The organism is Nocardia sp. bgisy134 (assembly GCF_965341865.1).
GTDB lineage: Bacteria > Actinomycetota > Actinomycetes > Mycobacteriales > Mycobacteriaceae > Nocardia.
Genome location: NZ_CBDQZP010000001.1, coordinates 211,051 through 237,444, shown reverse-complemented (window position 1 = coordinate 237,444; position 26,394 = coordinate 211,051). Strand labels below are relative to the sequence as shown.

The following is a 26,394-nucleotide window of genomic DNA, read 5'->3' as shown; positions in this document are numbered from 1 at the left end:
ATCCCCGTTTGTAATATTCGCATTTCCGTTGGCGCCCACCAGGCAGCGCTCGTCCCATCGACAGTTTTGCTCATAAGAGCAGGATGTAAACCGACGGCTCGCCTAGCTGATTCACGCTGTTGTGGCCGTGCTTTTCGGGTTCGTTACTCGATGACCCGCAGTCCGCGGGCGATTGTCAAGATTCCTTCGTGCTCGGTAATAGGCGTCACGCCTCCCCACGCGCAACGACCGCATTCGACTCCGAATCGAGAAGGAAGTCCGTCGTGTCTTCGAAGTCCTGGTCCGAGTGAGCATACAATGAAATTCGGGACAGGCAAGGGTTCGTGTCGTCCACTGCGGCCGACAGACCGCTTGCGCACACAGCTTCGTCCGGTCATGGTAATTGATGCCTACGAGTCCAGAATTGAGAGAAAGGCTCTCCGAACTGCGGTAATTCGACTCATCTATGGTCGAGTATCGATGATCGAGGAGCGCCCTTCGGGTGGGGAAAGATCGAGGAGCCTGTCCAACCGCGAATTTCCATCGGTTGCACAGGCTCCGGTCCGCCCCAAACCTGTTGCGATTCACGTGATTCCGTGTGGGCGGGGTATATCAGACGTCGTCTTGTATCGCAGAGAGGGTTCCAATGCTGATCGACTTCGTTCCCGACAGGAGTCTGTACCCCTTCGAGTCCCGATGGTTCGACTCGTCCGCCGGCCGGGTTCACTACATCGACGAGGGGTCCGGACCGACGATCCTGTTCTGCCATGGCGTTCCGACGTGGAGTTTCCTCTACCGCCACATCGTGAAGGAACTGCGTGGCCGGTACCGCTGTATCGCCGTCGACTATCTGGGTTTCGGATTGTCCGAACGACCTGCGGATTTCGGCTACACGGTTGCCGAGCACACCTCGGTCCTCGGCGAGCTGATCGATCATCTGCAGCTCGACGGCTTCGTCCTGATGGGACATGATTGGGGCGGACCCATCGGCCTGGGCGCGGTCACCGCGCGCGCAGACCGGGTGCGAGGGATCGTGCTGGGCAATACCTTGTTCTGGCCACTCGAAGCGAGGGCGAATCGGGTTTTCAGTATGGTCATGCGCACCCGTCCGATGCAGCGGCGGGTGCTCGAGCAGAACTTCCTCGTCGAGCGCGTCCTGCTCTCGGAGCTGGGGCGCAAGCTCAGCGCGGCCGAGGTCGATCACTATCGCATGGTGCAGCCCACCACGGAAGCCCGGCGGGGACTCGGCGTGATCGCCAGACAAATTCGTGACGCGACCCCGCTGCTGGACCAACTTTCCCGAGACGTGCCCGCCATACTCGGCGACAAGCCGACCCTGTTGGTGTGGGGAATGCGAGACATGGTGTACCGCCCGAACGCCCATATCCCGCGCATGCGCACTACCTTCACCGATGTCGAAGTAGTCGAGCTCCCACGCGCCCGTCAGTTCATTCAGGAACACGCACCGGACGCGATCGCGGAGGCGATCGCCAAGCGGTTCCCGTGAATCCAGTGGACCACAACACCACGACTCGAATCTGACCCTGCTGAACCCGCTTCGCCCTCAGGAGGCTCTCGAATCAGCGGGTCGGTAAATTGCTGCCGCCGTCGCCGACGGGCTTGGGTCTGGACAGCAACGCCTTGGGCTCGGGATAGCACCGCACCCGAGTGAGAGCGATGCGCGCAGGGCAGCGTTGCCGATTTCCGTTGCAGGACAGGCAATGTCGTGCCGGTCTGTCGCCGAAAGCGGTGCTGTCCATCTCTTCGGTCAGCTGGCCGATCTCGACGGTAGAGCGGCGGCATCGCTCTCAAGGTCTTCGCGGTGGTCGGTCAGTAGCCAGATCTCGCGCTCGACACCGTTGAACCGCGCCGCTGGCGCATCGGACGCACGCAATGCGGCGCGAGCGATGGCGAGTGCGTCGATGGGGTCGGACCTATCGCAGGCGCGCGCTGAATTCCGCGCGTGTGCCATCAGCTTCGGCGGAACACACGACGCGCTCACCGAGCCTGGTGTTCTGCGGATACCCGTATTCGACGAACCAGTCCCGGATCACGGCAAGGATGCGCTGACGGTGATCGGTCACGTTCGAGACGCCAGATCGTGTTGCGGCGGCGGTCCTCGACTGCCCCAGTCATTCGGGATCTGGTTGCGCCCGAACCTATTTCAGCAGCGACAGGGGATCTTGCCGGTCGTTCCGACGCTTCAGGTCGGGAGTTTGCGCGTCCGAGTTCGCCGGCGACGGCGGTGTGAGTGCGCTTGTGCGCGCCGATCTAGCCATCCTTGTTGCGTGTCAGCCCTTTTCGCTTGTGGCTGACCTGACGATCGAGAACGACTGGACGGCAGGGCGTGGGCACAGCAGCGGGGTGAACGGCTGGCGCGACACACGACAGCAATGTTCCTGCTAGGTGCCCACTCCAACACGGGGTGCGGTCGGAGTGGGCACGCGTCGACTCCTGGCAGGACCCGCTTAGTTTGTGCGGCCTGGGGCCTTGGCACCCGGCTTGAAGCCCATGCCGCCGGGTTTCGCAGACGGCGGTTGGACCGTGCCGCTGCTCCCGCTCTTGCCGTTGGTCTCGGCCGGTGCCGATTCCGGCCGAGCCGAGTCGGTCTCGGCCGCCGGAACGGCGACGGCAGGCTCAGCTGGTTCCGAGCCCGGGACCGGCGTCCCGGCGCTTGGAGCCTTGGGGCCGGGGCGTTTGAAGCCGGACTTCATGGCCAGGCCCTTGGCGGCGATGGTCGGCTTGACTTCGGCGGGGGCCGAAACCGTCTCGGCGGCAGGCGCTTGGGCGGTGGGAGCCGACTCGGTCGCGGGAGCGGCCGTTGCCGTGGCGGGAGCCGCGGCTTCGGGTGCCTTGGTGCCGGGTGCCTTGGTGCCGGGTGCCTTGGCCGCACCCTTCATGCCCAGTCCCTTGACGGGCGGGGCGGCGGGCGCTTCGGCGGCGGGCGCGGATTCGGGAGCCGCTTCGGGGGCCGGAGCTGCTTCCGTCTTCGCGCCGGGTGCCTTGGCGGCGCCCTTCATCCCGAGTCCCTTGCCAGGTGCCTTGGCCGGGCCCTTCATGGCCAGACCCTTGACGGGCGCGGCAGGCGCGGCCGAAGCTTCGGCGGCCGGAGCCGCTTCCGCCTTCGCACCGGGTGCCTTGGCAGCACCCTTCATCCCGAGTCCCTTGCCGGGTGCCTTGGCCGGACCCTTCATGGCCAGACCCTTGGCAGGCGCGGCCGAAGCGGCCGAAGCTTCCGCGGCGGGCGCTTCGTCGGCCGCGGCCTTGGCACCGGGCGCCTTCGCGGCACCCTTCATGCCCAGACCACCACCGGGTGCCTTGGCGGCGCCCTTCATGCCCAGACCGCCACCGGGTGCCTTGGCCGGGCCCTTCATCGCCAGGCCACCACCAGCCGGAGCCGCCTTGGCCGGTGCCGGGGTCTCGGTCGCCACCGCGACAGGCTCCGGCTCGGCCTCGGGTTCGGGTTCGGTCTTGGGCTCCTGGATGACGGTCAGGTTCTGGGTCAGCGTGGCGGGCTCGACACGGGTGATGGCATCGAGCATCAGCTGTGCGACGTCGACGACCTCGACACCCTCGCCCTCGCCCTTCTCCTGACGCGCGGTGACACCGTCGTTGAGCATCACCCGGCAGAACGGGCAACCGGTCGCGATCTTCCCCGCACCCGAACCACCGTTCGACGCCGCCAGGGTCGACAGACCCTCATCGACCCGGTCGATGTTGATCCGCTTGCCGAGCTGCTCTTCCATCCACATCCGCGCGCCACCGGCACCACAGCACATGGACCGCTCACCATGACGCGGCATCTCCACCAGCGTCGAACCCGAAGCCTCCATCAACTCACGCGGCGCGTTGTAGACCTTGTTGTGCCGGCCCAGGTAGCAGGGGTCGTGGTAGGTGACGTTCTGGGTCACCGACGCCACCGGGATCAGCTTCTTCTGCCGCACCAGACGATTCAGCAACTGCGTGTGGTGCACCACCTCGTAGCTGCCACCCACCTGCGGGTACTCGTTGTTGAGCGCGTTGAAGCAATGCGCACAGGTCACCACGATCTTCTTGCGGCGATCCTCCACACCGGCGAACACCGAGTTCAACAACTCGATGTTCTGCTGCGCGAGCTGCTGGAACAAGAACTCGTTACCCGCGCGGCGCGCCGAGTCACCGGTGCAGGTCTCCTCCTGACCCAACACCATGAACTTCACCCCCGCGGTCGCCAGCAACTCGGCCACGGCCTTGGTGGTCTTCTTCGCACGATCCTCATACGCACCCGCGCAACCGACCCAGAACAGGTACTCATAACCGTCGAAGCTGTCCGCGTCCCGCCCGAACACCGGGATCTGGAAGTCGAGCTCGTTGATCCAGTTCAGACGGTCCTTGGCGTTCTGCCCCCACGGGTTGCCCTTGTTCTCCAAGTTCTTGAACAGACCGGCCAGCTCGGAGGGGAACTCCGACTCGATCAACACCTGGTAGCGGCGCATGTCGATGATGTGATCGACATGCTCGATATCCACCGGGCACTGCTCCACACACGCACCACAGGTGGTGCAGCTCCACAACACCTCCGGGTCGATGATGCCGCCGACGTCCTCACCACCCACCAGCGGACGCGCCGCCTCGGCCCGAGCCGCTTCGGAGATCCTGGCCAGCGCGGCCTCGTCCGGCTTGCCCTCGGCGTCGACCAGACCGACCTCCTCACCACCCATGTCCGTGCGGCCACCGGCCAGCAGATACGGGGCCTTGGCATAGGTGTGATCACGCAGCGACATGATCAACAACTTCGGCGAGAGCGGCTTACCGGTATTCCACGCCGGACACTGCGACTGACAACGACCACACTCAGTACACGTGGTGAAGTCGAGAATGCCCTTCCACGAGAAATCCTCGACCCGACCCGCACCCAAAGTGTCGGTATCGGGGTCGACGTTCTCCATATCCAGCGCCTTACCACCCGACATCATCGGCTTGGCCGCACCCAGCGCAACCCCGCCATCGTCCTCACGCTTGAAATAGATGTTCGGGAAGGCCGAGAAACGGTGCCACGCAACACCCCAGTTGATGTTGCGGCTGACCACGATCACCCACACCAGCGCCGCCATCAGCTTGCAGAAGGCGAAGACCGACACCAGCGCGGCACTCGCGGGCAGCAGCTCGGCGATATGCATACTGACGAAGTCGCTGCTGGCATGGTGCTCACCGGTGTAGGCCAGCACCAATGCCTTCGCACCCAGCATGCTGATGCCCTCGATGAGCACGACGGATTCGACGAAGTAGGCCGCCAGGAAGTTGGAGCCGGAGAACCGCGAGAGCCGTTCGGGCCGACGCGGGTGGTTCGCCTGCCGAATGATGATCAGCGCCACAGCACCGACGATGGTGCCCAGGGCCAACAGCTCGTCTAGGAGGTGATAAACGAAGGTATTACCGACCCACGGCCACGTGAAGGTGGGGCTGAAGATCTGCCCCTGGGCTTGGAAGACCGTGACGAAGCCGATCATGAAGCCGACCATCACCAGCCAGTGTGCCCAGCCGACGGTCCGGAACTTCACCATGCGGGTGTGCGCGGCGAATTCCTTGACCATGGTGGCGAATCGCGGCAGGAACGGCCCGAACCGGTCCGGGGCCGGCTGGCCCAGCCGGATGGTGCGCACGATATCGCGCACCGCCAACACGAACCCAGACCACGCGAAGACGCCGACCAGTACAGAGATGACACCCAACGCTATTACCAGGGGGCTCATGCAGTGACCTTTCCCTCCCGAGGCGACGCTGCGTCGCTCGTCTTCGCCGCATCATAATATGGCTTAAGTTACTCACGGGTAACTTAAGCCATATTACCCGCCAGTAGGTCAGAGGACGCGGTTCGTCGTCGTGATCGGCCGCAATGAACTCCGGGAGCGCCGGGCGTAGGCGGCCGGGTCGATTCCGCGCAGTCGGCAGATCTCGGCGAGTCGGCCGGTCAGCAGCACGTCGGTGTCCGCAAGGGCGCCAACGGTTTCGGCGCCGAGCAGCACCATGAGCTGCCGGATCCGAGTGATCCACGTGTTGATCCCCGCGATCAGCGCATCAATGCCCTCTGCTTCGAGAATCGACAGGAAATGTCCGGATACCCCCACCGCCCGGGCGCCGAGCGCGAGGCTGCGAACGACATCGAGCGGGGTTCGCACCCCACCGGAGGCGAGCAGTGTGAGCCCGCGCCGAAGGGCCACCTCGGCTGCGTCGACCAGGCAGGCCGGGGTGGACAAGCCCCAGTCGGCAAGAAGGTCGAAGTCGGCTCGTTGCCTCCTTGCGTTCTCGATCAACGCGAAATTCGTTCCGCCGGTGCCGGATACGTCGACGATCCGCACGCCGAGGTCGGCCAGTTGCAGGACCGTGTCGGCGCTGATCCCGAACCCGACTTCCTTGACGATCACCGGTATACCGAGCGTCTCCGTGAGGCGAGCGATATTGCGCGGCCAGGCCGAGAAGTCCCGGTCCCCCTCCGGCATCACGATCTCCTGGATCGCATTGACGTGCACCTGCAGCGCATCGGCTCGCAACAGCTCCACCGCCCGCGCCGCCATCTGCGGTGTGGCATTGGCGTTGACATTGGCGATGACGTAACCGTCCGGATTCTCGCGGCGCAGTATGCGATATGTCTCGGCGACCGAACTGTCTGCCAGGTACGCGCTCATCGAGCCCGACGCGATGGCCAAGCCGGTCTCACGGGCGGCGATCGCCAGCCCGCGATTCACCTCGCCGGTGCGGGAGCTGCCGCCGGTCATCGCGTTGATGTACAACGGCACGGGCCAGGTCGCGCCGCCCACCTCGGTGACAAGAGAAACAGCGCGCTCCGCAGTGCCCCGTAGGGCGTGGTGGACGAACGCCACTTCGTCGAACGGACACGGGCGACGCCCCGTCATCGACTCGCGTTGTTGCGCGACGGCCAGACGGACATGATCGTCCTTGCGGCTGGCATAGCTCATCTGGTGCCCTCTTTCCTTTCATGGACCCTGCACCGAGTTCCTCAGCGAGACAGCACAATCGAAAGCGCAGGGCTCTCGATGGCCATACCGGGCACAGCGGCCGGGTCACGGAGCAACCGCGGGCGGTACTCGGCGCGACTCGCCTTGCGGAGCAACGCCTCCGCTTGCGGATCCAACTTTTTGTGTGTCGACCTCGGCGACTCAGCGAGCGTCCGACACTTCGGTATCGGACGAGATTCGAGAACTGCCTCCGCGAGAGGCTGCCGGAACGGGCTCTGCCACAAGTGATTCCGCCGATGCGCATACCGTGCCGCCGACCGCCCCGATGGAGCGTACACCGAGGGCCCTATTCGAGCAGGACCGATGATTGTCCCAGAAACGTAACTCCCTCTACGAATTCAATTGCCACCCGGATGCTCCCGTGAACAATTCGAACAATTCGAACTATTCGTTCCCCTACCGGCTGAGCGGTGCTATCAGTAAGGCCCGACCGGACTACCCAGCCGCGAGGCCGGTACGTCTGTGCACCCACGCTAGGTAGGTGACCTGCGGCGATGGGCGGAATCATGCTGTGCAACTGCGGCTTCCACCCAGTTGCACAGCACCCGGGTGGACGTCACCCACGGGTGGATCGGCACAGCCTCGCAGCGCACCGAGCGCGTCGGCGCTGCGGGCCCGGACAGAGCAGGTTGTGGACCCAATAAATGCATCCGGGCGTCTGAGACTCACCCCGCGGACCATAGACAAATCTTTGCTACGCCAACCACGATGCCAGTCACTTGCCCGACGGATGCGCCTGCGGTAATTTGCGAAAGCAGATCTGATCTCGAAAGGTAGGGGGACTGAGCACTTGAATCATTCCTCGAAATTGAATCGCGTCAAACAATCTCTAGAGATCGCATCGCTTTTAACTATCGGCTCCCCCAGATCCGAGGGTGAGGATCAGTCGCACATAGAACGGTTGATCGAGGCCGAATGGCCTTTGCCACCCATTCTCGTCCATCGGCCCACAATGCGAGTGATCGACGGATTTCACCGCACAGTCGCCGCGCGACTGAAGGGATTCACACATATTGATGCCTATCTGGTGGATGGCTCCGAGGAACTCGCATTCATCGTCGGGGTCCAAGAAAACGTAACCCACGGCCTGCCGTTGTCCTTGGCCGATCGGCGTACCGCCGCCGAGCGAATTATCAGAACGCATCCGCACTGGTCGGACCGTTCGATCGCGACTACTGCGGGCTTGTCCGCCAAGACGGTGGCATCGATCCGGAGCTCTATCGACGACAATTCGCGGTCGAGCCATCGCTTGGGTAGTGATGGCCGACTACGACCCGTAGACACCAACTCGGCCCGGCAAGCTGCCGCCGAGCTCATCATCGCCCGCCCCGATGCGTCCCTGCGTAGCATTGCCCAAGAGGTGGGTCTCTCTCCGTCAACCGTTCGTGACGTACGCGCCAGGCTCAAACGCGGGGAGGATCCGCTCATCCAGTCAGACGAAAACAAGGCCCCCCGTACACGATCGGCGTCAGAGAGCGAGCTATCGGACGCGGCCGATCGATGTACGCCCTCTCCTTATCCCAAGAAGACCGCTGATCTCGATGCCCTACTGGCGTTGCTCTCACGTGACCCAGCGCTACGGATGAGCGCCAGCGGTCGCGAACTCCTTCGCTGGCTGCATCAGCGCGCAGTGAACAGCGACGATGCCCAGAAGATAGCCGACACCATTCGGCCCCATTCCCGCGACCATATGATCGAATTCGCGCAACAATGCGCCGCCAATTGGTCGAGGATCGCCCAGGACCTGCAAACTGGCCCGCATACCGCGAAGAACAGCTCGCCGAATTCCATGTCGGCTTGAGATCTGCAAAGTACTTCCTTTTGGAACCACTCACCAAGGGCTCGGCGACGGGCTCATACATTTACCAGTGGAGTCGGCATGTCAAAAATTGCAGTTATAACCAGCGGCCTGCAGTACGATATCGTCGGAAAGAATCCGGAGCGTGAGGCGGCAATTGTCGCGGCCACTCCGCATTTGTCAGGATTCTTGTCCGCCATGCGGCGACGCGGCCATCCCGTGTTTCACCTGCAACTCCTCAACGAACCGGACGATCCCCTCGCCGAGAGGTACGACGGCCGCGTCCCTGCCCTGCGAGGCACAGCGGGCGCCGACGTGGTTCGCCAGTTCCTCGACTCGGAGGATGTTGTTCAGGAGAGGAGCAAAGACAGCGGCTTTTACGAGACCGACCTGCACGAAAGGCTCCAAGCTTTGGGGGTCGAGACCTTGGTACTCGTCGGTCTGCAAACACAGATCTGTATTCAGACGACGGCAGCCGACGCATTCTTTCGTGGATACATCGTCGGGGTGCCGAGCGACTGCGTGTTCTCCGCTCTCGAAGCCGACCGTCAGCGTGCACTCGAATGGCTCGACGGTTACTGCGCCACGGTTGCCAGTTCCGAAGAGATCCTTCGGACGATAGATGAGAACGGCGGCCTCCCTCGGAAGGAGACCAAGACACCATGACTCTCACCACCCAGCAGATCCAACTCGACCACGGCACGGGTGCGGCACTGTCCAACGAGCTCGTGGACTTCATCGCGGAGACATTGAGCGATGTCTATGCGGGTGAGATGGAGGACAGCGCGGTCCTCCCTGTAGAAGGCAGCCGTATCGCGATGACTACGGATAGCTTCGTGGTCGACCCGCCGTTCTTCGGCAACGGCGACATCGGAAAGATCGCGGTCTGCGGGACCGTCAACGATCTCGCCGTATCAGGAGCATCCCCCCGCTATCTCACGCTCGGAATGATCCTCGAGACGGGACTGTCGTTCGACCACTTGTTCCGTGTGCTGACCTCCATTCGGGAGACTGCGCGAGAAGCAGGTGTGCAGATTGTGTGCGGCGATACGAAGGTCGTCCGCGCCGGCGAAGCGGATCAGTTGTACCTCAACACAAGTGGGGTCGGCTTCTTCGCACGGGAACCCCTGCGGATGGATTCTGTGCGCCCCGGAGATGCGGTCATCCTGTCCGGCCCCCTCGGTAACCACACGGTTCATCTGCTGTCGATCCGGGAAGGTCTCGGCTTCGAAAGCCGCGTCCTCAGCGACTGCGCACCGCTCAACACCATGATCGACCGATTGTTCTCCGCCGTGCCTGCCGGGTCGGTTCACTCGATGCGTGATGTCACGCGAGGCGGGCTCTCCGCTGTACTGCACGAGTACGCAGGCAAATTGGACAAAGCCATCGTGATCGAGGCACCGGCATTGCCCATCCAGCACGAGACCGCGATGGCGGCGGACATGCTGGGGATCAATCCTCTGCACTGCGCCAACGAAGGTTGCCTGGCGATTTTTGTCGATCCCGACGCGACCGATGACGTGCTCGCCGCACTGCACGGGCACGAGTACGGCAGGCACGCCGCAGCGATCGGCGAAGTAACTTCCCGACATGGCGCCGCGGTAGTTCTCCGGGATTCCAAGGGCCACGAGTCGACGCTGCAACCTCTCCGGGGCGCAGAGCTGCCCCGGCTGTGCTGACCCATCGTCATGACCGAACAAGCAACCTGGCAGATCAGGGTTACCGGCGTCGTTCAGGGAGTGGGCTATCGCCCGTTCGTCTACAAGCTTGCCCGTGAGCGGCAACTGGCTGGATGGGTTCGCAACGATCCGGAGGGCGTGCTCATCGAGGCGAGTGGCCGCGAGTCGGCGCTGCACCTTTTCTGCGAGGAGCTGGCAAGCGAGGCTCCGGAGCTGGCCCGAGTCGATCACGTGGCAGCCCTCAGCACGTCGGCGGGGCAGTCGGCGGCCACCAGTTTCGAAATCGTGAACAGTGAACACACCGGGGCAAAAGTGGCCCTGGTGCCCGCTGACACGCACGTGTGTGCCGACTGTCTCGCCGAGTTGCGCGATCCAACCGACCGCCGTTACAGGTACCCGTTCATCAACTGCACGAACTGCGGCCCACGGTATTCGATCGTTCGCGCGCTACCTTACGATCGGTCGCAAACCACAATGCATTCCTTCGTGATGTGCGAGAGGTGCGACAAGGAGTATCGGGATCCGGAAAGCCGGCGCTTTCACGCTCAGCCCAATGCCTGTGCGGAATGCGGACCTCGTCTGTTTCTTGCCGACAGGCGCGGAACGGTCCTCGAAGGCGAGGCGGCATTGCGGCAGTGCGCACGGGAGTTGATGGCAGGACGTGTCGCGGCTGTCAAGAGTGTCGGCGGCTTCCACCTCGCCGTGGATGCGCGGAGCGCCGAGTCGGTGGCCTTGCTCCGCCGGCGCAAACGCCGGGATTCGAAACCCTTCGCCGTCATGGTTCGGGATCTGGCCACCGCCCATCGGATCGTGGAACTATCCGCGGCGGAGGAAGAACTGCTGCGGTCGCCTGCGAGGCCGATCCTGCTCGCTCGCAAGCGCCCCGGTTCGCTCCCGGAAAGTGTCGCTCCGAGGAATCCGAATCTGGGTCTGATGCTGCCCTCGGCACCGCATCATCACCTGCTCCTGGACGAATCCGGCTTGGACGTACTGGTCATGACCAGTGGAAACATCTCCGGCTATCCGATCGTCCATCGGAACGAGGATGCCCTTCACCAGCTCTTCGAGATCGCTGATGTGATCCTCTACCACGACCGTGAAATCGAGATCAGAGTAGACGATTCCGTGGTCCGGTTGTCCTCACATCCCGAATTGGACGGCCCATTACTGACATTCCTGCGGAGAGCGCGCGGTTACGCACCGTATCCGGTGGAAGTCGGCCGTCCACTGGCTCCTCTCGTCGCCTATGGTGCCGAACTCAAGACGACGGTGGCCCTGTCCGCCGGTTCCCGCGTCTACCTCAGCCAACATATCGGCGACCTGAAGAACGACGAAACCTTTGCCTCTCATCGAAAGACCGCGGCACACCTGGCTTCGCTCTATGAATTACACCCCTCGGCGGGCGTTTACGACATGCACCCGGAGTTCCGCGGCAGTGGTGCGCACGAAGGTATCGGCGAACAGGGCGATCCGATGTTCGTCCAGCACCATCACGCTCATATGGCCTCGTGCATGGCGGAGAATCAACTCGCCGGAGAGACCATCGGCGTGGTCTTCGACGGGGCAGGCTACGGCGCCGACGGCACCATCTGGGGCGGGGAATTCCTGGTCGGGGGCTTCGAACGGTTCGAGCGCGCAACGCATCTGCGACGCTTGGCGCTGATCGGCGGTGACCACGCGGTACGCCAACCGATTCGAACCGGGGTATCCATTGCTTTGGACACGTTCGGCGACATCGACGTGGCAGTGAAGGCTTTCCCGGAAATCGGTCGCCTCGAACGGGACCGCCGACATGCGTATTCGACGATGCGAGCGCGAGGCATCAACTCGCCCGAAGTGTCGAGCATGGGTCGGCTGTTCGACGGAGTGGCTGCCCTGCTGGGTGTGTGCTCGCATGCCGAGTACGAAGCCCAAGGCCCGATCGAGTTGGAGGGCTTGCTCAACCGCGACCTCGACCTGGTCGACGGATACGAATTCGAGCACAACACAACCGAAGTCGACTTCAGACCTGTGATCCGTGCGATCGCGGCGGACCTCGCTGCCGACATATCGCTCGCCGAGATCAGCCGTCGGTTTCATTCCGGCGTGGTCGCCATGGTGCGACGGCAGTGCGGCGAGATCTCCCGCGAAACCGGCATACGGCGGGTCGTGCTTTCCGGCGGTGTGTTCCTCAACGAATTCCTCCTGGTCAACTGCATCACGATGCTCGAACGAGAGGGCTTCGAGGTTTACAGCCACCGCCAAGTCCCCCCCAACGACGGAGGTATTGCCCTAGGCCAGTTGATGGTCGCAGACGCGTTGTCCTCGTCGATTCACGAAACCGGTGACAGCGTGTGACGGAGTCGAAGAGGCAAACCCACAGATTTGTTGCCCGGGTGGGTGACTGGGCGCAACGGGAGTGATGATGGGTTTCTCGATTTTCACGATCCTCTTACCGGCCGCACTGGCGCTGGTGATGTTCGGGTTGGGTCTGACGCTGACACCCGGAGATTTTCACCGGGTGGTGCGGTATCCGAAGGCGGCGTTGATCGCGCTTGGCTGTCAGATGGTGGTGCTGCCCGCCCTCTGTCTGCTGCTGGTCAAGCTGTTCGGGCTGACCGGAGCGCTGGCCGTGGGCATGATGTTGCTGGTCGCCTCGCCGGGGGGCACGTCGGCGAATCTGTTCAGTCACCTCGCGGGTGGGGATGTGGCGTTGAACATCACGCTCACCGCGATCAATTCGGTGCTCGCGGCGTTCACGATGCCGATCGTGATCGCGCTGTCGGTCGCCGAGTTCATGGACGACGACGCCTCCGTCGGGCTGCAACCGGCCAAGTTCGTGCAGGTGATCGTGATCGTGCTCGTGCCGGTGGCGATCGGTATGTGGGTCGATCGCGCGTTCCCCAGGTTTTCCGAGCGGATGCGCAGACCGGTGAAGGCCGGTTCCGTGGTGGTGCTGGTCATGGCCATCATCGCAGCGGTGATGTCCGAATTCGACACGCTGCGTGACAATTTCGGGCGACTGGGGTCGATCACGCTGACGCTGTCGGTGCTGAGCCTGTCGATCGGGTACTTCGTGCCGCGATTGTTCGGGGTCGGCACCGGCCAGGCCATCGCCTCGTCCATGGAGATCGGCATCCACAATGCGACGCTCACCATTGCGGTCGCGGTGTCGGCGCTCGGGAACGAAACCATGGCCGTGCCGGGCGCGACCTACGGCATCGTCATGGCCGGCCCGGCCGCGATCGCGGCGTATCTGCTTGCACGGCAAGCGAAATCAACCGTGGATCGGACGGCATCCCTCGCCCGCGCCTGAGCCGGGATCCGGCCCCCTCGGCACGCGACGCCCGCGCGGGACACAGCCGATAGGGCCTCCGATGGAGTGCGCGCGTGAATGTGCTGTTTTGTCGGCCACGCGCCTCGTGAAGGTGTCCAAGTCGGTGGACGTCCTGCTATGGCGACCCGCATTCCTGGTGCAGCTAACGCTCCACCAGGAATGCGGGTCGTCGACGTCGGACTGACGCCGGATGCAGCCGGATCAACCGAGCGTTGCACCGCTGTTCCCGCGCGGCTTCTGCGGTGCAGTGCCGGAATGCGGTGTCAGTCGGCCACGACCGGATAGGCGTCGACCTGCCTGCGGTCCAAGCGCGGAATGATTCCGTCGATTCCAAGCGTCCGGAAGTGCTCGTATTCGCGGTGGGCGGCGAAGCCTTCGGCATCGATGTAGCGCTCGAGGATCACCACATGCGCTGGGTCGTCGACGTTTTGGAAGTAGTCGTAGGACAGGTTGGCCGGTTCTTCGCGACTGGCGGCGCGCAACCGGGCCAGCAGTTCGAGCACGGCCGCCAAGTGCTCCGGTTGCACGTGGTAGTGCGCGATCACTTGGAAGTAACTCTGAGCCAACGGATTTCTCTCCTTGCTGCGTACGACGCCCTCGGGCACGGGATGAATTCGGCGGCGCGGCAAGGCGTGCCGGACGGCCATGGCAAGCCCTCTCCGGGCGTCTACTCGACTAACAACAAAGTCAACATTCTTACTACTTGGGCCACGATAGCCGAGGCCAAGACGCTATCTAGCGCACTAGGCTACGCACAACCCGTCGAAACACCGACTTGGACAGTTCTCAGCAGCGTAGGCCACACATTCTGTCGCAAACCTTGGTCTCGTTGTCGCAATCCCATCCCTGCCGATGGTTAGCGTCGCAAACGTGACAATGCACCAAAGAATAATCAACTCATTCACTATGGCTTCTCGAAACGGCACAGTTCTGCGCCTGAGCATCCGCACGCGCTGCACCGGTGGCCGAAGCGAGACTCGCCGGTCGATCGAGGGTGAGCAGCAGTGCCACAACCACAGCGCCGGAGTCGTTCGAACAATCCGCGACACCTGTCGATGTCGGGCATCCGCCGATCATCACCCATCGAGCATGACCGAATGACATACCCCAACCAGTCCGGCAGTGCCGCCGGACCGAGACGAAAGCAGCAAGCATGCGAGCGCTCTACTACAACGGTGCCGGAGGTTTGGAATGGCGCGACGATCCCGAGCCGGTGATGCGAAGCCGGACCGACGCCTTGGTGCGACCCGTCGCGGTCTCGACCTGTGACCTGGATCAGCGGGTGATCCGCGGCTCGGTGCCCCTGCCGGGTGTCGACGCACCGTTCGCCCTCGGTCACGAAGGCGTAGGCGAAGTCGTCGAGGTCGGGGACGCGGTCACCGGCATCGCCCCCGGCGACCTGGTCGCGATCCCCTACCACGTGTCCTGCGGCAGCTGCGACCGATGCTTGGCGGGTCTGCCGCTCTACTGCCGGGCAACCGCCGCTCACGGTGTGGCGGCCTACGGAATCCCGTTCGGCGGCGGCTACGGCGGTTTGTTCTCCGAACTCGTGCGAATCCCGTTCGCGAACTATTCACTACTGCCGCTACCACCGAACGTGTCACCGGTCCAGGCTGTTTCGGCGGGCGACAACCTCGCCGACGCGTGGCGCTCGGTGGTTCCGCATCTACGCCGCGATCCCGGCGCCGACGTGCTGGTGATGAGCGGCGGCGCCATCGGCCTCTACAGCGCCGACGTCGCTCGTGCCTGCGGCGCCGGTCTCGTGCATTATGTCGACCGCGACGCTGACAGACGCCGCATCGCCGCCGAGCTGGGCGCCCGGACCAGCGCTCCCGAGGAGTTCGAGCCCGGCGAGCACGAATATCAGATCGCCCTCAACCACTCCGGCGGATCACGCCGCGCCTTCCGGGACGCGATCTCGGCGACAGCTCCCGGCGGTCATGTCGAGAGCAGCTCGTTCTACTTCACCGATGTCGAACTGCCGGTACCCGCGATGCATATGAAGGGCATCCACTTCTGCAGCGCGCTCAGCAACGCCCGCGCGCACATGCCCGAGGTGCTGAACCTGCTGTCGGGCGGCCGCCTGCGTCCGGAACTGATCATCAGCGACGTGATCCCGTTCGACAGCGCCGACCAAGCGATCCTCGAGGTCGGATACAAACCCGTCTTCGTTCGCCCCGCCACCATCGCCACCGAGCAACCGTGAGCCAGCCGACGGCCTGCTTCGCCGACATCAACAGGAAACAACCATGAGCACTTCGGACTTCACCTCGATGAGCGGGCTGGAGCTGATTCGCTGGGCCCAGCGGGAACGGCCCGCCGACATACCGTCCATCGGCCGGCTCATCGGCATCCGGATCGACGAGGTCGAAAAGGGGTACGCGGCCATGTCGATACAAACCCAGCCCGACTTCTCCAACCCGCTCGGCCAAGTCCACGGCGGCATTGCCGCCACCCTGCTCGACTCGGTCATGGCGTGCGCGGTACACACCACCCTTCCGGCCGGAGCCCGCTACACCACCCTGGAGCTGAAGGTGAACTACATCCGCGCCGTCGCGCTCGACGCCGGACGAATCACCGCCGAGGGCACGGTGATCCACGTCGGACGCACGGTCGCCACCGCCCAGAGCAAGGCTCTCGACGAGAACGGCAAACTCGTCGCGCACGCCACCACAACCTGCATGATCTTCCTCCCCCGCTAGACCCGCCCGGGGGTGGCGGCGACCGGTCGCCGCCACCCTCGTAGCCAGGACGACGCTACGACTATCGCACCCCATCTCGAAGGATTGTCCGGCTACCTCAGCGGCGCAGTTCCCTGACGAATCCCGCTATGGCAGAGCCGATCTCATCCGGACTGTCCTCCTGGATGAAATGTGATCCGGAGACGGTGATTTCGCGCTGGTTGGGCCAGGTGCGACAGAATTCGCGTTGGTCGCCGGTGAGGATGGAACCCGGTTCCGCGTTGACGAACAGCTTCGGGATTTCGCTTGTGCTCAGCCATCGTCCGTAGTTCTCGACCACCTCGACGACATCCTTCGGCTCTCCGTCGATCGGTATCTGGCGAGGCCAGCTCAGAGTGGGTCGGCGGTCCTCACCCGGGGACGCGAACGGCCGCCGGTATTCGGCCATCTCCGCGTCGCTCAGTGGCCGCAGCACCGATCCGGGAAGTACCCTCTCCACGAAGATATTCTTCTCCAGCACCATTCCCTCACCGGCAGTCGACCGGAAGCCCTGGAACACACCGCGCGCACCCTCCGGCCACTGTTCCCAGGTGACCGGCATGACGATGCTTTCCATGTAGACGATCGCCCGGACCCGGTCGCGGTGTTGGTTCGCCCAATCGAATCCCAGTGCCGACCCCCAGTCGTGCAGGACCAGCACCACGTTGTTGCCGAGGTCGAGCGCATCCCACAGGCCGAAGAGATGGTCACGGTGCTCGGCATACGTGTAACGGTCGGGGCCGAAGTCCGGAAGCTTGCTGGAATCGCCCATGCCGACGAGGTCACAGGCGACCAACCGCCCCAGCCCCTGGCAGTGGGGCATGACATTGCGCCACAGGTACGAGGAGGTGGGGTTGCCGTGTTGGAAGACGATGGCGTCGCCCTGCCCCTCGTCGATGTAGGCCATACGTTGCCCGCGAACATCCGCGAACTTCTTCGGCGCGAAAGGCTCTGTGCTGTAGGACATCGAGAATTCTCCTAGTTGATCAGTGCCTTGCGAAGGCAGGTCGACGCCGCTGCACGAAGGCCTGAACACCTTCGCGGCCGTCATGGCTTCGGCTGGCTCGTACGAGTTGTTGTGCCTCGCGTTGACAGCTCATGCCTCTGCCCCATGTCCGCGGCCGGTGTGTTCGTCGACCGCAGCACCCATCTGCGCCACCGCATTCCGGCAGACTCTGAGAATCCGCGTCGAGAAGGACTCGGATTCCACCGCCCGCGACAACACGAGTCCACCGATGCACAAGGCCAGCGTCGCGATGGCCTCGTCGTAGAACTCGTGCTCCCACGCATCGTCCACCGGGCGTCCGCCCATCGCGTTGAGGGTCTTGCGCAACTCCTCCTCGTAGGCAACCCGGAACTCGGCGGGCATGCGCGCGGCGTCGGACCCGACCGCCGAGAACGCACACGAATCGGCGCGATCGTCGCGGTGCGTCCGGTTGAGATAGCCACGCGCGAGCCGGGCGGCACGGGCGCCCCACGATGCGTCCCGCGTCTTACCGATCCAGCGCGGCCTGGTTCCGGCGAGCCCGTGCCGGAAGGCCGCGATGGCCAGCTCGTCCTTGTTCGCGAAGTGCGAGTAGAAGGCTCCGTGCGTCAGTCCCGCGTCTTGCATGACCTTGCCGATGGCGCCGCCATCGGGACCATCCGCCCGCAGCCGTGCGGCGCCCGCGTCGAGGATACGGGTCAATGACTCTCGTTTCTGTTGCGCTCGCTGCCCCTCCCCACTGGCTGACTTTCGCATGTTGACCGTCATGCGACTTACACTCTCGCATGATGTCCGTCATGTCAATGCGTCGGCCGGGCGGGCTGCGTCGCCGAAATCCGATCTCAGAGCTTGGCCCGAAGTCCGGCCAGGACGACTTCCAGTCCGTCGCGGAATTCGATTTCCGGATCTCCAGCGGCGGCCGCGTGGGCGATCTCGATCAGTCTGGGGAATCGGTCGGCGGGTAGTTGCGCGACGCGATCGGTGGCAGCGGCGCGGTCCCTGCCAGCGGGTGCCGAGAGGGGGTTGGCGAATTCGGCTTGGGCGAAGCCGGTCACGAAGCCGGACACCACACGGAAGGCGACCAGCAGATCGAGCCCCGATCTTCCCGAGTCGGCGAGTGCCTGCAGCAGCACCTCTGCGGGTGCGAGAGTGGGGATGTCGAAGGTGCGCCTAGTGAGGACCAATGGGATGGCGTGCGGGTGCGCGCGCGCCGCCCGCCACATGGCCTCGGCGATCGCGAAAACGCGCGTCTCCCAATCGCCGCCCTCGTCCGTCCACTGCGTCTCGGCCATCACGGCCTCGGTGACCAATTCTTCGAGACCGTCGCGACCGTCGACGTAGTTGTAGATCGTCATCGCCCCTGTCCCCAGTTCGGCGGCGAGGTTGCGCATGGTGAGACCGGCGAGCCCCTGCTCGTCCACCAATGCCAGTGCGGCCGTCTGGAGCTGTTCCCGGCTGAACTTTCTGGGTGCCGGCATGACCCTCCCTTGTTCAAGTACGTCGTACGTGATTAACTGGCGATCGTTCACGTACAACGTACCTAAATGGAGGTTCGCATGACCATACGCACCACGTTCCCGTCCGGATCAGACGAATGCGCGGCGTGGCTGACGCTGCCCGAGCGCCCCGGCCCGCACCCCGGTGTCGTTCTCGTCCACGGCGGCGGCGCGACACACGAGATGATGCTCGCGCAGTACGAGAAGTGGTTCGCACAGGCCGGATTCGCCGTGGTGGCCTTCGACTTTCGGCACCTCGGCGAATCAGGTGGTCACCCGCGCCAGCTGGTGAGCCAGCGCCGCTACGCCGAGGATGTCGACGCCGCACTGGCCTTCGCCCGCTCCAGGCCCGAACTGGATCCGCACCGGATCGCACTCTGGGGCACCTCCTTCGGCGCCAGCCACGTCCTGGCCGCAGCCGCCCGCCACCACGACCTGTGTGCCGCGGTCGTCCAGTGCCCGGTCTTCAGCGGACGCGCGGTCGTGTCCCGAGCGGGAGTACGGCATCTACTGCGGTTCACGGTCCCGATCGCCGCCGACCTGACACGCGCCGCACTCCGACGGCCACGCCGCTACGTCCCACTGGTCGGAAAGCCCGGCGAACCGGCGTTCGTGACCCAACCCGGCGCCCTCGAAGGGTGGCAGTCGGTGACGCCCCCCGGTTACCGCTTCGACAATCGGATCACGGCGGCCTCCGGCCTCGGCATGCTGTTCTACAACGCCGCATCCGCCGCGCCACGCGTACGCTGCCCACTGCTGGTGTGTGCCTGCGAGCACGAGAACCTCATCGACCCCGCCATCGCCGGACGGGTGGCCGCCACCGCGCCGGGGGCCGTCCTGAAGCACTACGAGGCCGACCACTTCACCGTCTATCACCCGCCCGCGGTCGAGCAGATCGTCGCCGACCAGATCGACTTCCTGACCACACACCTCACCCCGAACGCGTAACCACCACGCTCTCGAGTCTCGGCGCGTCCGCGTGGGCTGTGCTCAGCCGGCGCGTTTTCGCGCGTGCGGCCACCGCGGCATCTCGTCGACGTCTTCACCCTCCTCGGCCGCGACCCACCACCCGGTGTCGTCGAGGTAGTGCTCGAACCACTGCGCCAGCCTCGGCGTACCGGTCGGCATCGGCCTCACGACCGGTCCGGGCGTCCGCTTTCCGGTCGGCGATCGCGCGAGCCATTCAGTGACCTGCATCACAGGATGTCAGGTTCTTCGGCGCTGCGGTGTCTAGTTCTCGAGCCTCTCGGAGCGAAGGAGACACCATGAGCAAGAACATCGATGTGGTCGTGATCGGCGGCGGATATGCCGGTGTGATGGCGGCCAATCGTCTGACGCAGCGCGAGGACGTGACGGTGACCGTGATCAATCCGCGCCCGGTCTTCGTTCCGCGGCTGCGTCTGCATCAGCTGGTGGGTGGGACGCACGACGCGGTCGTCGACTATGCGGAAGTGCTGGCCGATGGTGTGCGGCTGGTCGTCGACAACGTGACGCGGATCGATGCGGCCGGGCGCAGTGTGACCCTGGCCGAGGGCGGCACGATCGGCTACGACTACCTGATCTACGCGGTGGGCAGCGGCAGCGCGGGCCCGCAGGTGCCGGGCGCGGCCGAGTTCTCCTACCCGGTCGCCACTTTGGAGGCGGCCCAGCGGCTGCGGTCGGCGCTCTTCGACACGCCGATGTCGGCCCCGGTGACGGTCGTCGGTGGCGGCCCGACGGGCATCGAGACCGCTACCGAACTGGCGGAGCAGGGGCGCGCGGTCACGTTGGTCTGCGGCGGTCTCCTCGGTCCGTACCTGCACCCGAGGGCGCGGCGCACCGCCCGCAAATACCTTGCCAGACTGGGCGTCACGGTGCTGGAAGGCCCCGACGCCTCGGTCGCCGAGGTGACCGAGGCGGCCGTGGGACTCTCTGACGGTCGCGTTCTGGCGAGTGAGGTCACCATCTGGACGGTGGGCTTCGGTGTGCCCGATCTGGCCGACCGTAGCGGATTGCGCACCGATGCCGCCGGACGTCTGCTCACCGACGAAACTCTGACCAGCCTCGATGACGACCGCATCGTCGCCGCGGGCGATTCGTCGGCGCCCTCGGGCCTGCCATTCCGGATGAGCGCCTACGCCGCGGGATGCCTGGGCGCGCACGCCGCCGACACGGTGCTGAGCCGAATCGCGGAAGAGCAGCCGTCGGCGATCGACCTGTCGTTCCCCGCGATGTGCATCAGCTTCGGCAGGGGCGCCGGGATCTTCCAGCTCGGCCACAAAGACGACACCGCGATGCGGCTGTACTTCAGCGGGTTCGCGGGCAAGAAGCTCAAGGAGTTCTCCTGCGCCGCCAGCGTGAAACATCTGGTGAACGAAGCCCGTAAGCCCGGTTCGCACCACTGGCCCAAGGACGGCAAGCACCGGCCGGCGCTGCTGCTGGCCCAGAGCGCCGACGCGGTGGCACCGGTCGCGTAGAACACCGAAACCATTGTTGGCTGTCAGTGATCTCGGCCGCACGATGTGCGTCATCGCCCGGATCCCCTCGGACGCTGCCGCGCATCGTGCGTCATCGGCGACCCGAACTCGGACCTCACAACGCACGGGAGAGGGCCCCATGGACACCCCACCTGAATCCACCGGCAGCGACCGCGCCACCGTCGAGGCGACCGAGACGTTCGTCGCCCACCGCAGGCTGCTGTTCACCGTCGCCTACGAGATGCTCGGATCGGCGGCCGACGCCGACGACGTCTTGCAGGAAACCTGGTTGCGCTGGGTCGAGGTCGACGCGGCGCACGTCGACGACCCGCGCGCCTATCTGGTTCGGATCACCACCCGCCAAGCGCTCAACCGGCTGCGCTCGATGAAACGCCGCCGGGAGGAATATGTGGGCTCCTGGCTGCCGGAACCACTGGTCACCACTCCGGATGTGGCCGCCGACGTCGAACTCGCCGAAAGCGTTTCGATGGCGCTGATGCTCGTGCTCGAGACACTGACCCCGACCGAACGGGCGGTGTACGTGCTGCGCGAAGCATTCGGGATCGGCTACGACGAGATCGCGGCCGCGGTCGGCAAAACCTCTGCGGCCGTGCATCAGATCGCCCACCGCGCCCGCCGCCACGTCGAAGCCCGCAGGCCGCGCCGCACGGTCACCGCGCGCCAGGCCGAGGCGGCTGTCGAGGCGTTCCGGCGTGCGCTCGAGACCCGCGACCTGCAGGGCATGCTCGACGTGCTCGCACCCGACGTCGTGGCGATCAGCGACGGCGGCGGCATCAAGCAGGCCACACCGCGGCCGATCATGAGCGCCGACAAGGTGGCCCGGTTCATCGTCGGTGGTCTCACCAAGAACGGCGTCGCGTTGTCCGTCGAGCCGACCACGGTCAACGGCAGCGCCGCGCTGGCTCTGCACGTCGACGGACAACTCGACGGCGTCATCGCGATGTGTGTCGAGGACACCCGCATCACCGGCCTCTACTACGTGCGCAACCCGCACAAACTGAGCCACATCGAATCCGAGACCCCACTCACGCTGCGATGAACACCGGCCACAACCCCACTGTTCGAGGAGTAGACATGAGCACGCGGACCCCGCTCGCCACCGATGCGCTTCCGTCGCGATGGCAGACGGTGGCCACGGCCGTCGCCCTGCTCACGGCGATCGTCAGTGGCCTGCTCATCGCCTTCGCCTGGCCATCGGTGCGGTCGTCGGTCCACGATGTGCCGATCGCCGTCGCCGGGCCGACCACCGCGGTCGCGCAGATCCGCACCGCACTCGATCAGCGTCTGCCGGGCGGCTTCGAGATCACCGAAGTCGCCGACACCGCCGCCGCGGAACAACTCGTCCGCGACCGGCAGGTGTACGGGGCGATCGACTTCAGTTCCGGCACACCGCAAGTCATCCTCGCCTCCGCCGCAAGCACCGCGATCGCGCAGACCTTGCAGACCATGGCGACCGGCCTCGGCCAGACCGAGAAACTCCGCGCACCGGTCGCTGTCCACGACCTCGCCGCCCTCCCCGCCGACGATCCGCGCGGCGCGGGCCTGGCCGCGGGCGCCCTGCCACTGGTCATGGGCGGTCTGCTGTCCGCAGTGCTGCTGACCAGGCTCGTTCGCGGAACCGCACGCCGGGTCACCGGGGCTCTCGCCTTCGCGGCGACCGGGGGCTTGGCCGTGGCAGCGATCCTGCAGTTCTGGCTCGGCTCGCTCAGCGGGTCCTACCCGGCCAACGCCGGTGCGGTCGCCCTCAGTATCGCGGCCACCTCCCTGACGGTGCTCGGACTGGAATCCCTACTCGGATACGCCGGAATCGGGATCGGCGCCGTGGTCATGATGCTCATCGGCAACCCCTTCTCCGGTACGGCGACCGCGCCCGAGATGCTGCCCGGCTGGTCCGGTGACCTCGGCCAGTTACTGCCGCCAGGCGCCGGTGGCCGGTTGCTGCGGTCGACCGCCTTCTTCGACGGCCGCGGCGCCACGCACGCCGTCGCGGTCCTGGTCGCCTGGGTCACGCTCGGCGCAGTGCTCTGCCTGATCGGCGGCCTCCGCGCACGCCGAACCGCCGATGCCGCAGCGGGACATCGGACGATCCGCACATCACCGGCCGATATCACGTCAGCACTCCTCGGGAGCTGATCCACACGATCTTGCGCCTGGATCGATTGCGGCGTACGGCATCTCGATTTCCGACGCCACCGGACACCGACGTGCATGTGGGACAACAGAAGTACAAATGAAAGAGGAACATGTGCGAGAACACCGCACTGCCTACCCGTCCGCTCGGCGGCACCGGGATGGACATCACCCGACTCGGTTTCGGCTCCTGGGCCGTCTCGGGTTCGGGCTGGCATTTCGGCTGGGCGCCACCGACGATGCCGAGTCGGTCGCGGCAATCCGGCACGCCATCGCCTCCGGCGTCAACTGGATCGACACCGCCATCACCACCACCGGCGCGGGCGCCGGTCCTGACGGTCACCGACCATCTGGTCGGGGTGCATGTCCACGTCACGCAGCGTCGCGCAGTCCGATATTCATGCGCAACCGATTTCCGCTCGAACCCCGGTCCCAATACACAGCCAGACGTCACGCACACGTCGTGGACAACTCCGCACACGGGGGCCGAGGATCGGCCCATGCCACAAGCCGCGCTGCGCTCACCCCGGATCACGCTGGTTCCGCTCGCCGACGAACATCTCGACTACGAGGTCGAGTTGGACTCCGACCCCGAGGTGATGCGCTATCTCGGCAACGGCACGGCGCGGTCCCACCCGGAGGTCGAAGAGGCCCACCGCCGTCGGCTCACCGCTGCGGCACTCACGCCCGGCCTCGGGTACTGGATCGGGCTCGTCGACGACCACTTCGTCGGATGGTGGGTTCTCGCAGCTCCCGAACGACCGGACCAGGGGCCCGTCGAGGGACAGGCCGAACTCGGCTACCGATTGCTGCCACAGCACTGGAGACAGGGCTTGGCCCGCGAAGGAGCCCGGGAACTGCTCCGACACGGCTTCGAGGACCTCGGACTCACACGAATCTTCGCCGAAACGATGATGATCAACACGGCATTCCGTGCCACCATGGCATCCATCGGGATGGAATACGTCCGCACCTTCCACCTTCAGTGGGAGCACCCGATCCCTGGGGCAGAGCAGGGCGAAGTCGAGTACGCGATCACCAGCGACCACTGGCGCTCCACGGCATGAACACCCACATCGACCTGGCCGGTTCGGATGGCCGATCAGGTGAGACGGTGACCGCCATCGACATGGAGCACGGTCGCGGTGATGAACTGGTTGCGCATCACCGCCAGGAACGCCTGGGCGATGTCGTCGGGAGTGCCGATGCGGCGGGCGGGCAGTCGCTGGGCCAGTTCGGCGAATGCGGCTTGCTTGTCCATGCCGAGCTGGTTCCAGATGGGAGTGTCCACCCAGCCGGGTGATATCGCGTTCACCCGCACCGGCGCCATTTCGATCGCCAGCCCGGAGACCAGGGAGGCCAGCGCGCCGTTGGCCGCGGCCATGATCGTGTTCGATCCGTTCGGTCGATACGCGTTGATGCCCGAAGTGAAGGTGAGCGATCCGGTCACTTTCCCGACCGCATGCTTGCCGACCAGCCACGCGCCCAGCAGCTTGGTGTTCAGGACGGAACGGGCGATGTCGGTGGAGACCCGAGCGGTCGGGCCGTACACACCGGTGGCATCGGCCGCGGTGACAGCCACGTGATCCATCTGCTGGTCCCCGGCGAACAGTTCGGCGACGTCGTCCTCCCGACCGATGTCGGCTCGTCTGGTCCGCACCCGGCCGTTCCCGGCTTGCTCCAGCTCCGCACGCGCCGCGTCGAGCCGGTCGACGGATCGGCCGACGATGGTCACATCCTCACCCTGGGCGACGAGGACACGGGCGAGGGCGAATCCCATCCCGGAACCGCCGCCGATGATCATTGTCTCGGTCATGGCTCCAAAACTGCGCCCTCGCCGAAGATCGTTGAAGGCCGCGCGGTTCCTGGGTGCGACACGGCCACCCAGAGTCGCTCGGCCGCTGGCACACTCGACGGATGAACGCGATGGCCGAGTTCCTTCGGATCCGGCGCGGGTCGATCGGCCCTGCCGAGGTGGGCCTGCCGACCGGACCTGGCATTCGACGGACCGCGGGGCTGCGTCGTGAGGAGCTGGCCGCGTTGGCCGGGGTGAGCGTGGACTACTACACCCGCATCGAGCAGGGCCGGGAAACCGCACCCAGTGACGCGGTGCTCGGCGCGTTGGCCAGGGCCTTGCGGCTGACCGATGACGAGCACGCTCATCTGCTCGCCCTCGCCGACCGGACCGCCGGTCGTTCGCCGCGCGGGCGCGCCGCCGACCCCGAGCCCGTCCGCCCGGGCCTGCGATTGCTGCTGGATTCGGTCCGGCCCAGCCCGGCGTACGTGCTCGACGAGGTCAATGATGTCCTGGCCGCCAACCCGGAGGGGCTGGCGCTGATGCCGGGGCTCGGCGACTGGCCTCCCGCGGTACGCAATACGATCCGCTACACCTTTCTGCACACCGCCGCCCGGACACTGTTCGCCGACTGGGACCGGGTGGCCCGCAACTGCGTCGCGCACCTGCACTCCGCCGAACCGACTTCTCCGGTCCCCGTCGCCGCGCTGGTCGACGAACTATCCGCGGCCAGTAATGAATTCGCCGCGCTGTGGCGACGGCACGAAGTATTGGTCAAGCGCGGCGGCGAGACGGCATTCCGGCATCCGCTGATCGGCCAGGTCACCCTCGCGAACGAAATACTCCACCACGCAGGCGGCGGGCAGCGAGTGCTGCTCTACCAGGCTCCGCCCGGCACAGCCGAACACGACGCTCTGATACTGCTGGCCATGGCCACTCAAAACGCAGGCGCCCCATAGCGATAACCGGCCCGAACCCCGTCGACCCCGCTGCCTGCTGATGG

General features: G+C 65.2%; 23 protein-coding genes. 14 read left to right on the top strand and 9 right to left on the bottom strand.

Annotated elements, in window-relative coordinates; all coding sequences use genetic code 11:
- Window positions 1–625 precede the first annotated feature (625 nt).
- On the top strand, window positions 626–1,486 hold the full coding sequence (locus tag ACRWNM_RS01015) for a haloalkane dehalogenase (RefSeq protein ID WP_431962470.1): 861 nt from the start codon (window positions 626–628) through the stop codon (window positions 1,484–1,486).
- 427 nt (window positions 1,487–1,913) lie between these two features.
- Here the strand turns inward: ACRWNM_RS01015 and ACRWNM_RS01010 are convergent, their stop codons facing one another.
- From ACRWNM_RS01010 to fni, 3 genes are all read right to left on the bottom strand, one after another.
- Window positions 1,914–2,063: a hypothetical protein gene (locus ACRWNM_RS01010; protein ID WP_431962468.1), complete on the bottom strand. Its 150-nt coding sequence runs from the start codon at window positions 2,061–2,063 to the stop codon at window positions 1,914–1,916.
- A gap of 384 nt (window positions 2,064–2,447) precedes the next feature.
- On the bottom strand, window positions 2,448–5,711 hold the full coding sequence (locus ACRWNM_RS01005; protein WP_431962466.1) for a (Fe-S)-binding protein: 3,264 nt from the start codon (window positions 5,709–5,711) through the stop codon (window positions 2,448–2,450).
- Window positions 5,712–5,819: 108 nt separating this feature from the next.
- Complete coding sequence (fni, locus tag ACRWNM_RS01000) at window positions 5,820–6,935, bottom strand: type 2 isopentenyl-diphosphate Delta-isomerase (RefSeq protein ID WP_431962464.1); 1,116 nt, start codon at window positions 6,933–6,935, stop codon at window positions 5,820–5,822.
- Window positions 6,936–7,785: 850 nt separating this feature from the next.
- Between fni and ACRWNM_RS00995 the strand changes: the two genes are divergently transcribed.
- From ACRWNM_RS00995 to ACRWNM_RS00975, 5 genes are all read left to right on the top strand, one after another.
- Window positions 7,786–8,796, top strand: a complete 1,011-nt coding sequence (locus ACRWNM_RS00995) for a ParB N-terminal domain-containing protein (RefSeq protein WP_431962462.1) — start codon at window positions 7,786–7,788, stop codon at window positions 8,794–8,796.
- A 78-nt stretch (window positions 8,797–8,874) separates the two neighbouring features.
- Entirely contained in the window at window positions 8,875–9,459 is a 585-nt protein-coding gene (locus ACRWNM_RS00990; protein ID WP_431962460.1) for a cysteine hydrolase, read from the top strand.
- Entirely contained in the window at window positions 9,456–10,472 is a 1,017-nt protein-coding gene (hypE, locus tag ACRWNM_RS00985; RefSeq protein ID WP_431962458.1) for a hydrogenase expression/formation protein HypE, read from the top strand. The genes ACRWNM_RS00990 and hypE overlap by 4 nt, the downstream gene beginning before the upstream one ends.
- A gap of 9 nt (window positions 10,473–10,481) precedes the next feature.
- Entirely contained in the window at window positions 10,482–12,809 is a 2,328-nt protein-coding gene (hypF, locus tag ACRWNM_RS00980; protein ID WP_431962456.1) for a carbamoyltransferase HypF, read from the top strand.
- Window positions 12,810–12,876: 67 nt separating this feature from the next.
- The gene (locus tag ACRWNM_RS00975; protein WP_431962454.1) at window positions 12,877–13,767 is read left to right on the top strand and encodes a bile acid:sodium symporter family protein; all 891 of its coding nucleotides are present in this window, start codon (window positions 12,877–12,879) and stop codon (window positions 13,765–13,767) included.
- A 284-nt stretch (window positions 13,768–14,051) separates the two neighbouring features.
- On the opposite strand, the gene ACRWNM_RS00970 is transcribed toward ACRWNM_RS00975, so the two are convergent.
- Window positions 14,052–14,354, bottom strand: a complete 303-nt coding sequence (locus ACRWNM_RS00970) for a putative quinol monooxygenase (protein WP_431962452.1) — start codon at window positions 14,352–14,354, stop codon at window positions 14,052–14,054.
- A gap of 587 nt (window positions 14,355–14,941) precedes the next feature.
- Between ACRWNM_RS00970 and ACRWNM_RS00965 the strand changes: the two genes are divergently transcribed.
- Both ACRWNM_RS00965 and ACRWNM_RS00960 read left to right on the top strand, forming a co-directional pair.
- Window positions 14,942–15,994, top strand: coding sequence for a zinc-dependent alcohol dehydrogenase (locus ACRWNM_RS00965; RefSeq protein ID WP_431962450.1), 1,053 nt, complete (start codon window positions 14,942–14,944; stop codon window positions 15,992–15,994).
- A gap of 43 nt (window positions 15,995–16,037) precedes the next feature.
- The gene (locus tag ACRWNM_RS00960; RefSeq protein ID WP_431962448.1) at window positions 16,038–16,490 is read left to right on the top strand and encodes a PaaI family thioesterase; all 453 of its coding nucleotides are present in this window, start codon (window positions 16,038–16,040) and stop codon (window positions 16,488–16,490) included.
- Window positions 16,491–16,587: 97 nt separating this feature from the next.
- Here ACRWNM_RS00960 and ACRWNM_RS00955 read toward each other — a convergent pair whose 3' ends face one another.
- The 3 genes from ACRWNM_RS00955 to ACRWNM_RS00945 form a co-directional block, all read right to left on the bottom strand.
- Entirely contained in the window at window positions 16,588–17,475 is an 888-nt protein-coding gene (locus ACRWNM_RS00955; RefSeq protein WP_431963548.1) for a haloalkane dehalogenase, read from the bottom strand.
- 129 nt (window positions 17,476–17,604) lie between these two features.
- Window positions 17,605–18,195 carry a TetR/AcrR family transcriptional regulator gene (locus ACRWNM_RS00950; RefSeq protein WP_431962446.1) on the bottom strand — a complete coding sequence of 197 codons (591 nt, stop codon included), beginning with the start codon at window positions 18,193–18,195 and terminating at the stop codon, window positions 17,605–17,607.
- A 140-nt stretch (window positions 18,196–18,335) separates the two neighbouring features.
- Window positions 18,336–18,971, bottom strand: a complete 636-nt coding sequence (locus tag ACRWNM_RS00945) for a TetR/AcrR family transcriptional regulator (protein WP_431962444.1) — start codon at window positions 18,969–18,971, stop codon at window positions 18,336–18,338.
- Window positions 18,972–19,049: 78 nt separating this feature from the next.
- On the opposite strand from ACRWNM_RS00945, the gene ACRWNM_RS00940 reads away from it, so the two are divergent.
- A complete protein-coding gene (locus tag ACRWNM_RS00940) occupies window positions 19,050–19,937 on the top strand; it encodes an alpha/beta hydrolase (protein WP_431962442.1) in 888 nt (295 codons plus the stop codon).
- A gap of 42 nt (window positions 19,938–19,979) precedes the next feature.
- Here the strand turns inward: ACRWNM_RS00940 and ACRWNM_RS00935 are convergent, their stop codons facing one another.
- Window positions 19,980–20,117 (bottom strand): hypothetical protein, encoded by a 138-nt coding sequence (locus ACRWNM_RS00935; protein ID WP_431962440.1) that lies wholly within the window; start codon window positions 20,115–20,117, stop codon window positions 19,980–19,982.
- A 137-nt stretch (window positions 20,118–20,254) separates the two neighbouring features.
- Here ACRWNM_RS00935 and ACRWNM_RS00930 point away from each other — a divergent pair, with 137 nt between their 5' ends.
- The 4 genes from ACRWNM_RS00930 (at window position 20,255) to ACRWNM_RS00915 (ending at window position 24,663) form a co-directional block, all read left to right on the top strand.
- On the top strand, window positions 20,255–21,445 hold the full coding sequence (locus tag ACRWNM_RS00930) for an NAD(P)/FAD-dependent oxidoreductase (protein ID WP_431962438.1): 1,191 nt from the start codon (window positions 20,255–20,257) through the stop codon (window positions 21,443–21,445).
- A 139-nt stretch (window positions 21,446–21,584) separates the two neighbouring features.
- A complete protein-coding gene (locus ACRWNM_RS00925; RefSeq protein ID WP_431962436.1) occupies window positions 21,585–22,505 on the top strand; it encodes an RNA polymerase sigma-70 factor in 921 nt (306 codons plus the stop codon).
- Between the two features lie 35 nt (window positions 22,506–22,540).
- Complete coding sequence (locus ACRWNM_RS00920) at window positions 22,541–23,599, top strand: hypothetical protein (RefSeq protein ID WP_431962434.1); 1,059 nt, start codon at window positions 22,541–22,543, stop codon at window positions 23,597–23,599.
- A 497-nt stretch (window positions 23,600–24,096) separates the two neighbouring features.
- On the top strand, window positions 24,097–24,663 hold the full coding sequence (locus ACRWNM_RS00915) for a GNAT family N-acetyltransferase (protein ID WP_431962432.1): 567 nt from the start codon (window positions 24,097–24,099) through the stop codon (window positions 24,661–24,663).
- Window positions 24,664–24,698: 35 nt separating this feature from the next.
- Here ACRWNM_RS00915 and ACRWNM_RS00910 read toward each other — a convergent pair whose 3' ends face one another.
- A complete protein-coding gene (locus tag ACRWNM_RS00910) occupies window positions 24,699–25,412 on the bottom strand; it encodes an SDR family oxidoreductase (protein ID WP_431962430.1) in 714 nt (237 codons plus the stop codon).
- A gap of 101 nt (window positions 25,413–25,513) precedes the next feature.
- On the opposite strand from ACRWNM_RS00910, the gene ACRWNM_RS00905 reads away from it, so the two are divergent.
- Window positions 25,514–26,350 carry a helix-turn-helix transcriptional regulator gene (locus tag ACRWNM_RS00905; RefSeq protein WP_431962428.1) on the top strand — a complete coding sequence of 279 codons (837 nt, stop codon included), beginning with the start codon at window positions 25,514–25,516 and terminating at the stop codon, window positions 26,348–26,350.
- The last annotated feature ends 44 nt before the right edge of the window (window positions 26,351–26,394 follow it).

Coding starts and splice junctions, on each gene's coding strand:
- ACRWNM_RS00940 (WP_431962442.1), top strand. CDS start 19,050: ATGACCATACGCACCACGTTCCCGTCCGGATCAGACGAATGCGCGGCG.
- ACRWNM_RS00945 (WP_431962444.1), bottom strand. CDS start 18,971: ATGCCGGCACCCAGAAAGTTCAGCCGGGAACAGCTCCAGACGGCCGCA.
- ACRWNM_RS00935 (WP_431962440.1), bottom strand. CDS start 20,117: ATGCCGACCGGTACGCCGAGGCTGGCGCAGTGGTTCGAGCACTACCTC.
- ACRWNM_RS00920 (WP_431962434.1), top strand. CDS start 22,541: ATGAGCACGCGGACCCCGCTCGCCACCGATGCGCTTCCGTCGCGATGG.
- ACRWNM_RS00910 (WP_431962430.1), bottom strand. CDS start 25,412: ATGACCGAGACAATGATCATCGGCGGCGGTTCCGGGATGGGATTCGCC.
- ACRWNM_RS00990 (WP_431962460.1), top strand. CDS start 8,875: ATGTCAAAAATTGCAGTTATAACCAGCGGCCTGCAGTACGATATCGTC.
- ACRWNM_RS00925 (WP_431962436.1), top strand. CDS start 21,585: ATGGACACCCCACCTGAATCCACCGGCAGCGACCGCGCCACCGTCGAG.
- ACRWNM_RS01005 (WP_431962466.1), bottom strand. CDS start 5,711: ATGAGCCCCCTGGTAATAGCGTTGGGTGTCATCTCTGTACTGGTCGGC.
- ACRWNM_RS00960 (WP_431962448.1), top strand. CDS start 16,038: ATGAGCACTTCGGACTTCACCTCGATGAGCGGGCTGGAGCTGATTCGC.
- ACRWNM_RS00955 (WP_431963548.1), bottom strand. CDS start 17,475: ATGTCCTACAGCACAGAGCCTTTCGCGCCGAAGAAGTTCGCGGATGTT.
- hypE (WP_431962458.1), top strand. CDS start 9,456: ATGACTCTCACCACCCAGCAGATCCAACTCGACCACGGCACGGGTGCG.
- ACRWNM_RS00915 (WP_431962432.1), top strand. CDS start 24,097: ATGCCACAAGCCGCGCTGCGCTCACCCCGGATCACGCTGGTTCCGCTC.
- ACRWNM_RS00930 (WP_431962438.1), top strand. CDS start 20,255: ATGAGCAAGAACATCGATGTGGTCGTGATCGGCGGCGGATATGCCGGT.
- ACRWNM_RS00975 (WP_431962454.1), top strand. CDS start 12,877: ATGGGTTTCTCGATTTTCACGATCCTCTTACCGGCCGCACTGGCGCTG.
- ACRWNM_RS00965 (WP_431962450.1), top strand. CDS start 14,942: ATGCGAGCGCTCTACTACAACGGTGCCGGAGGTTTGGAATGGCGCGAC.
- fni (WP_431962464.1), bottom strand. CDS start 6,935: ATGAGCTATGCCAGCCGCAAGGACGATCATGTCCGTCTGGCCGTCGCG.
- ACRWNM_RS01015 (WP_431962470.1), top strand. CDS start 626: ATGCTGATCGACTTCGTTCCCGACAGGAGTCTGTACCCCTTCGAGTCC.
- ACRWNM_RS00905 (WP_431962428.1), top strand. CDS start 25,514: ATGAACGCGATGGCCGAGTTCCTTCGGATCCGGCGCGGGTCGATCGGC.
- hypF (WP_431962456.1), top strand. CDS start 10,482: ATGACCGAACAAGCAACCTGGCAGATCAGGGTTACCGGCGTCGTTCAG.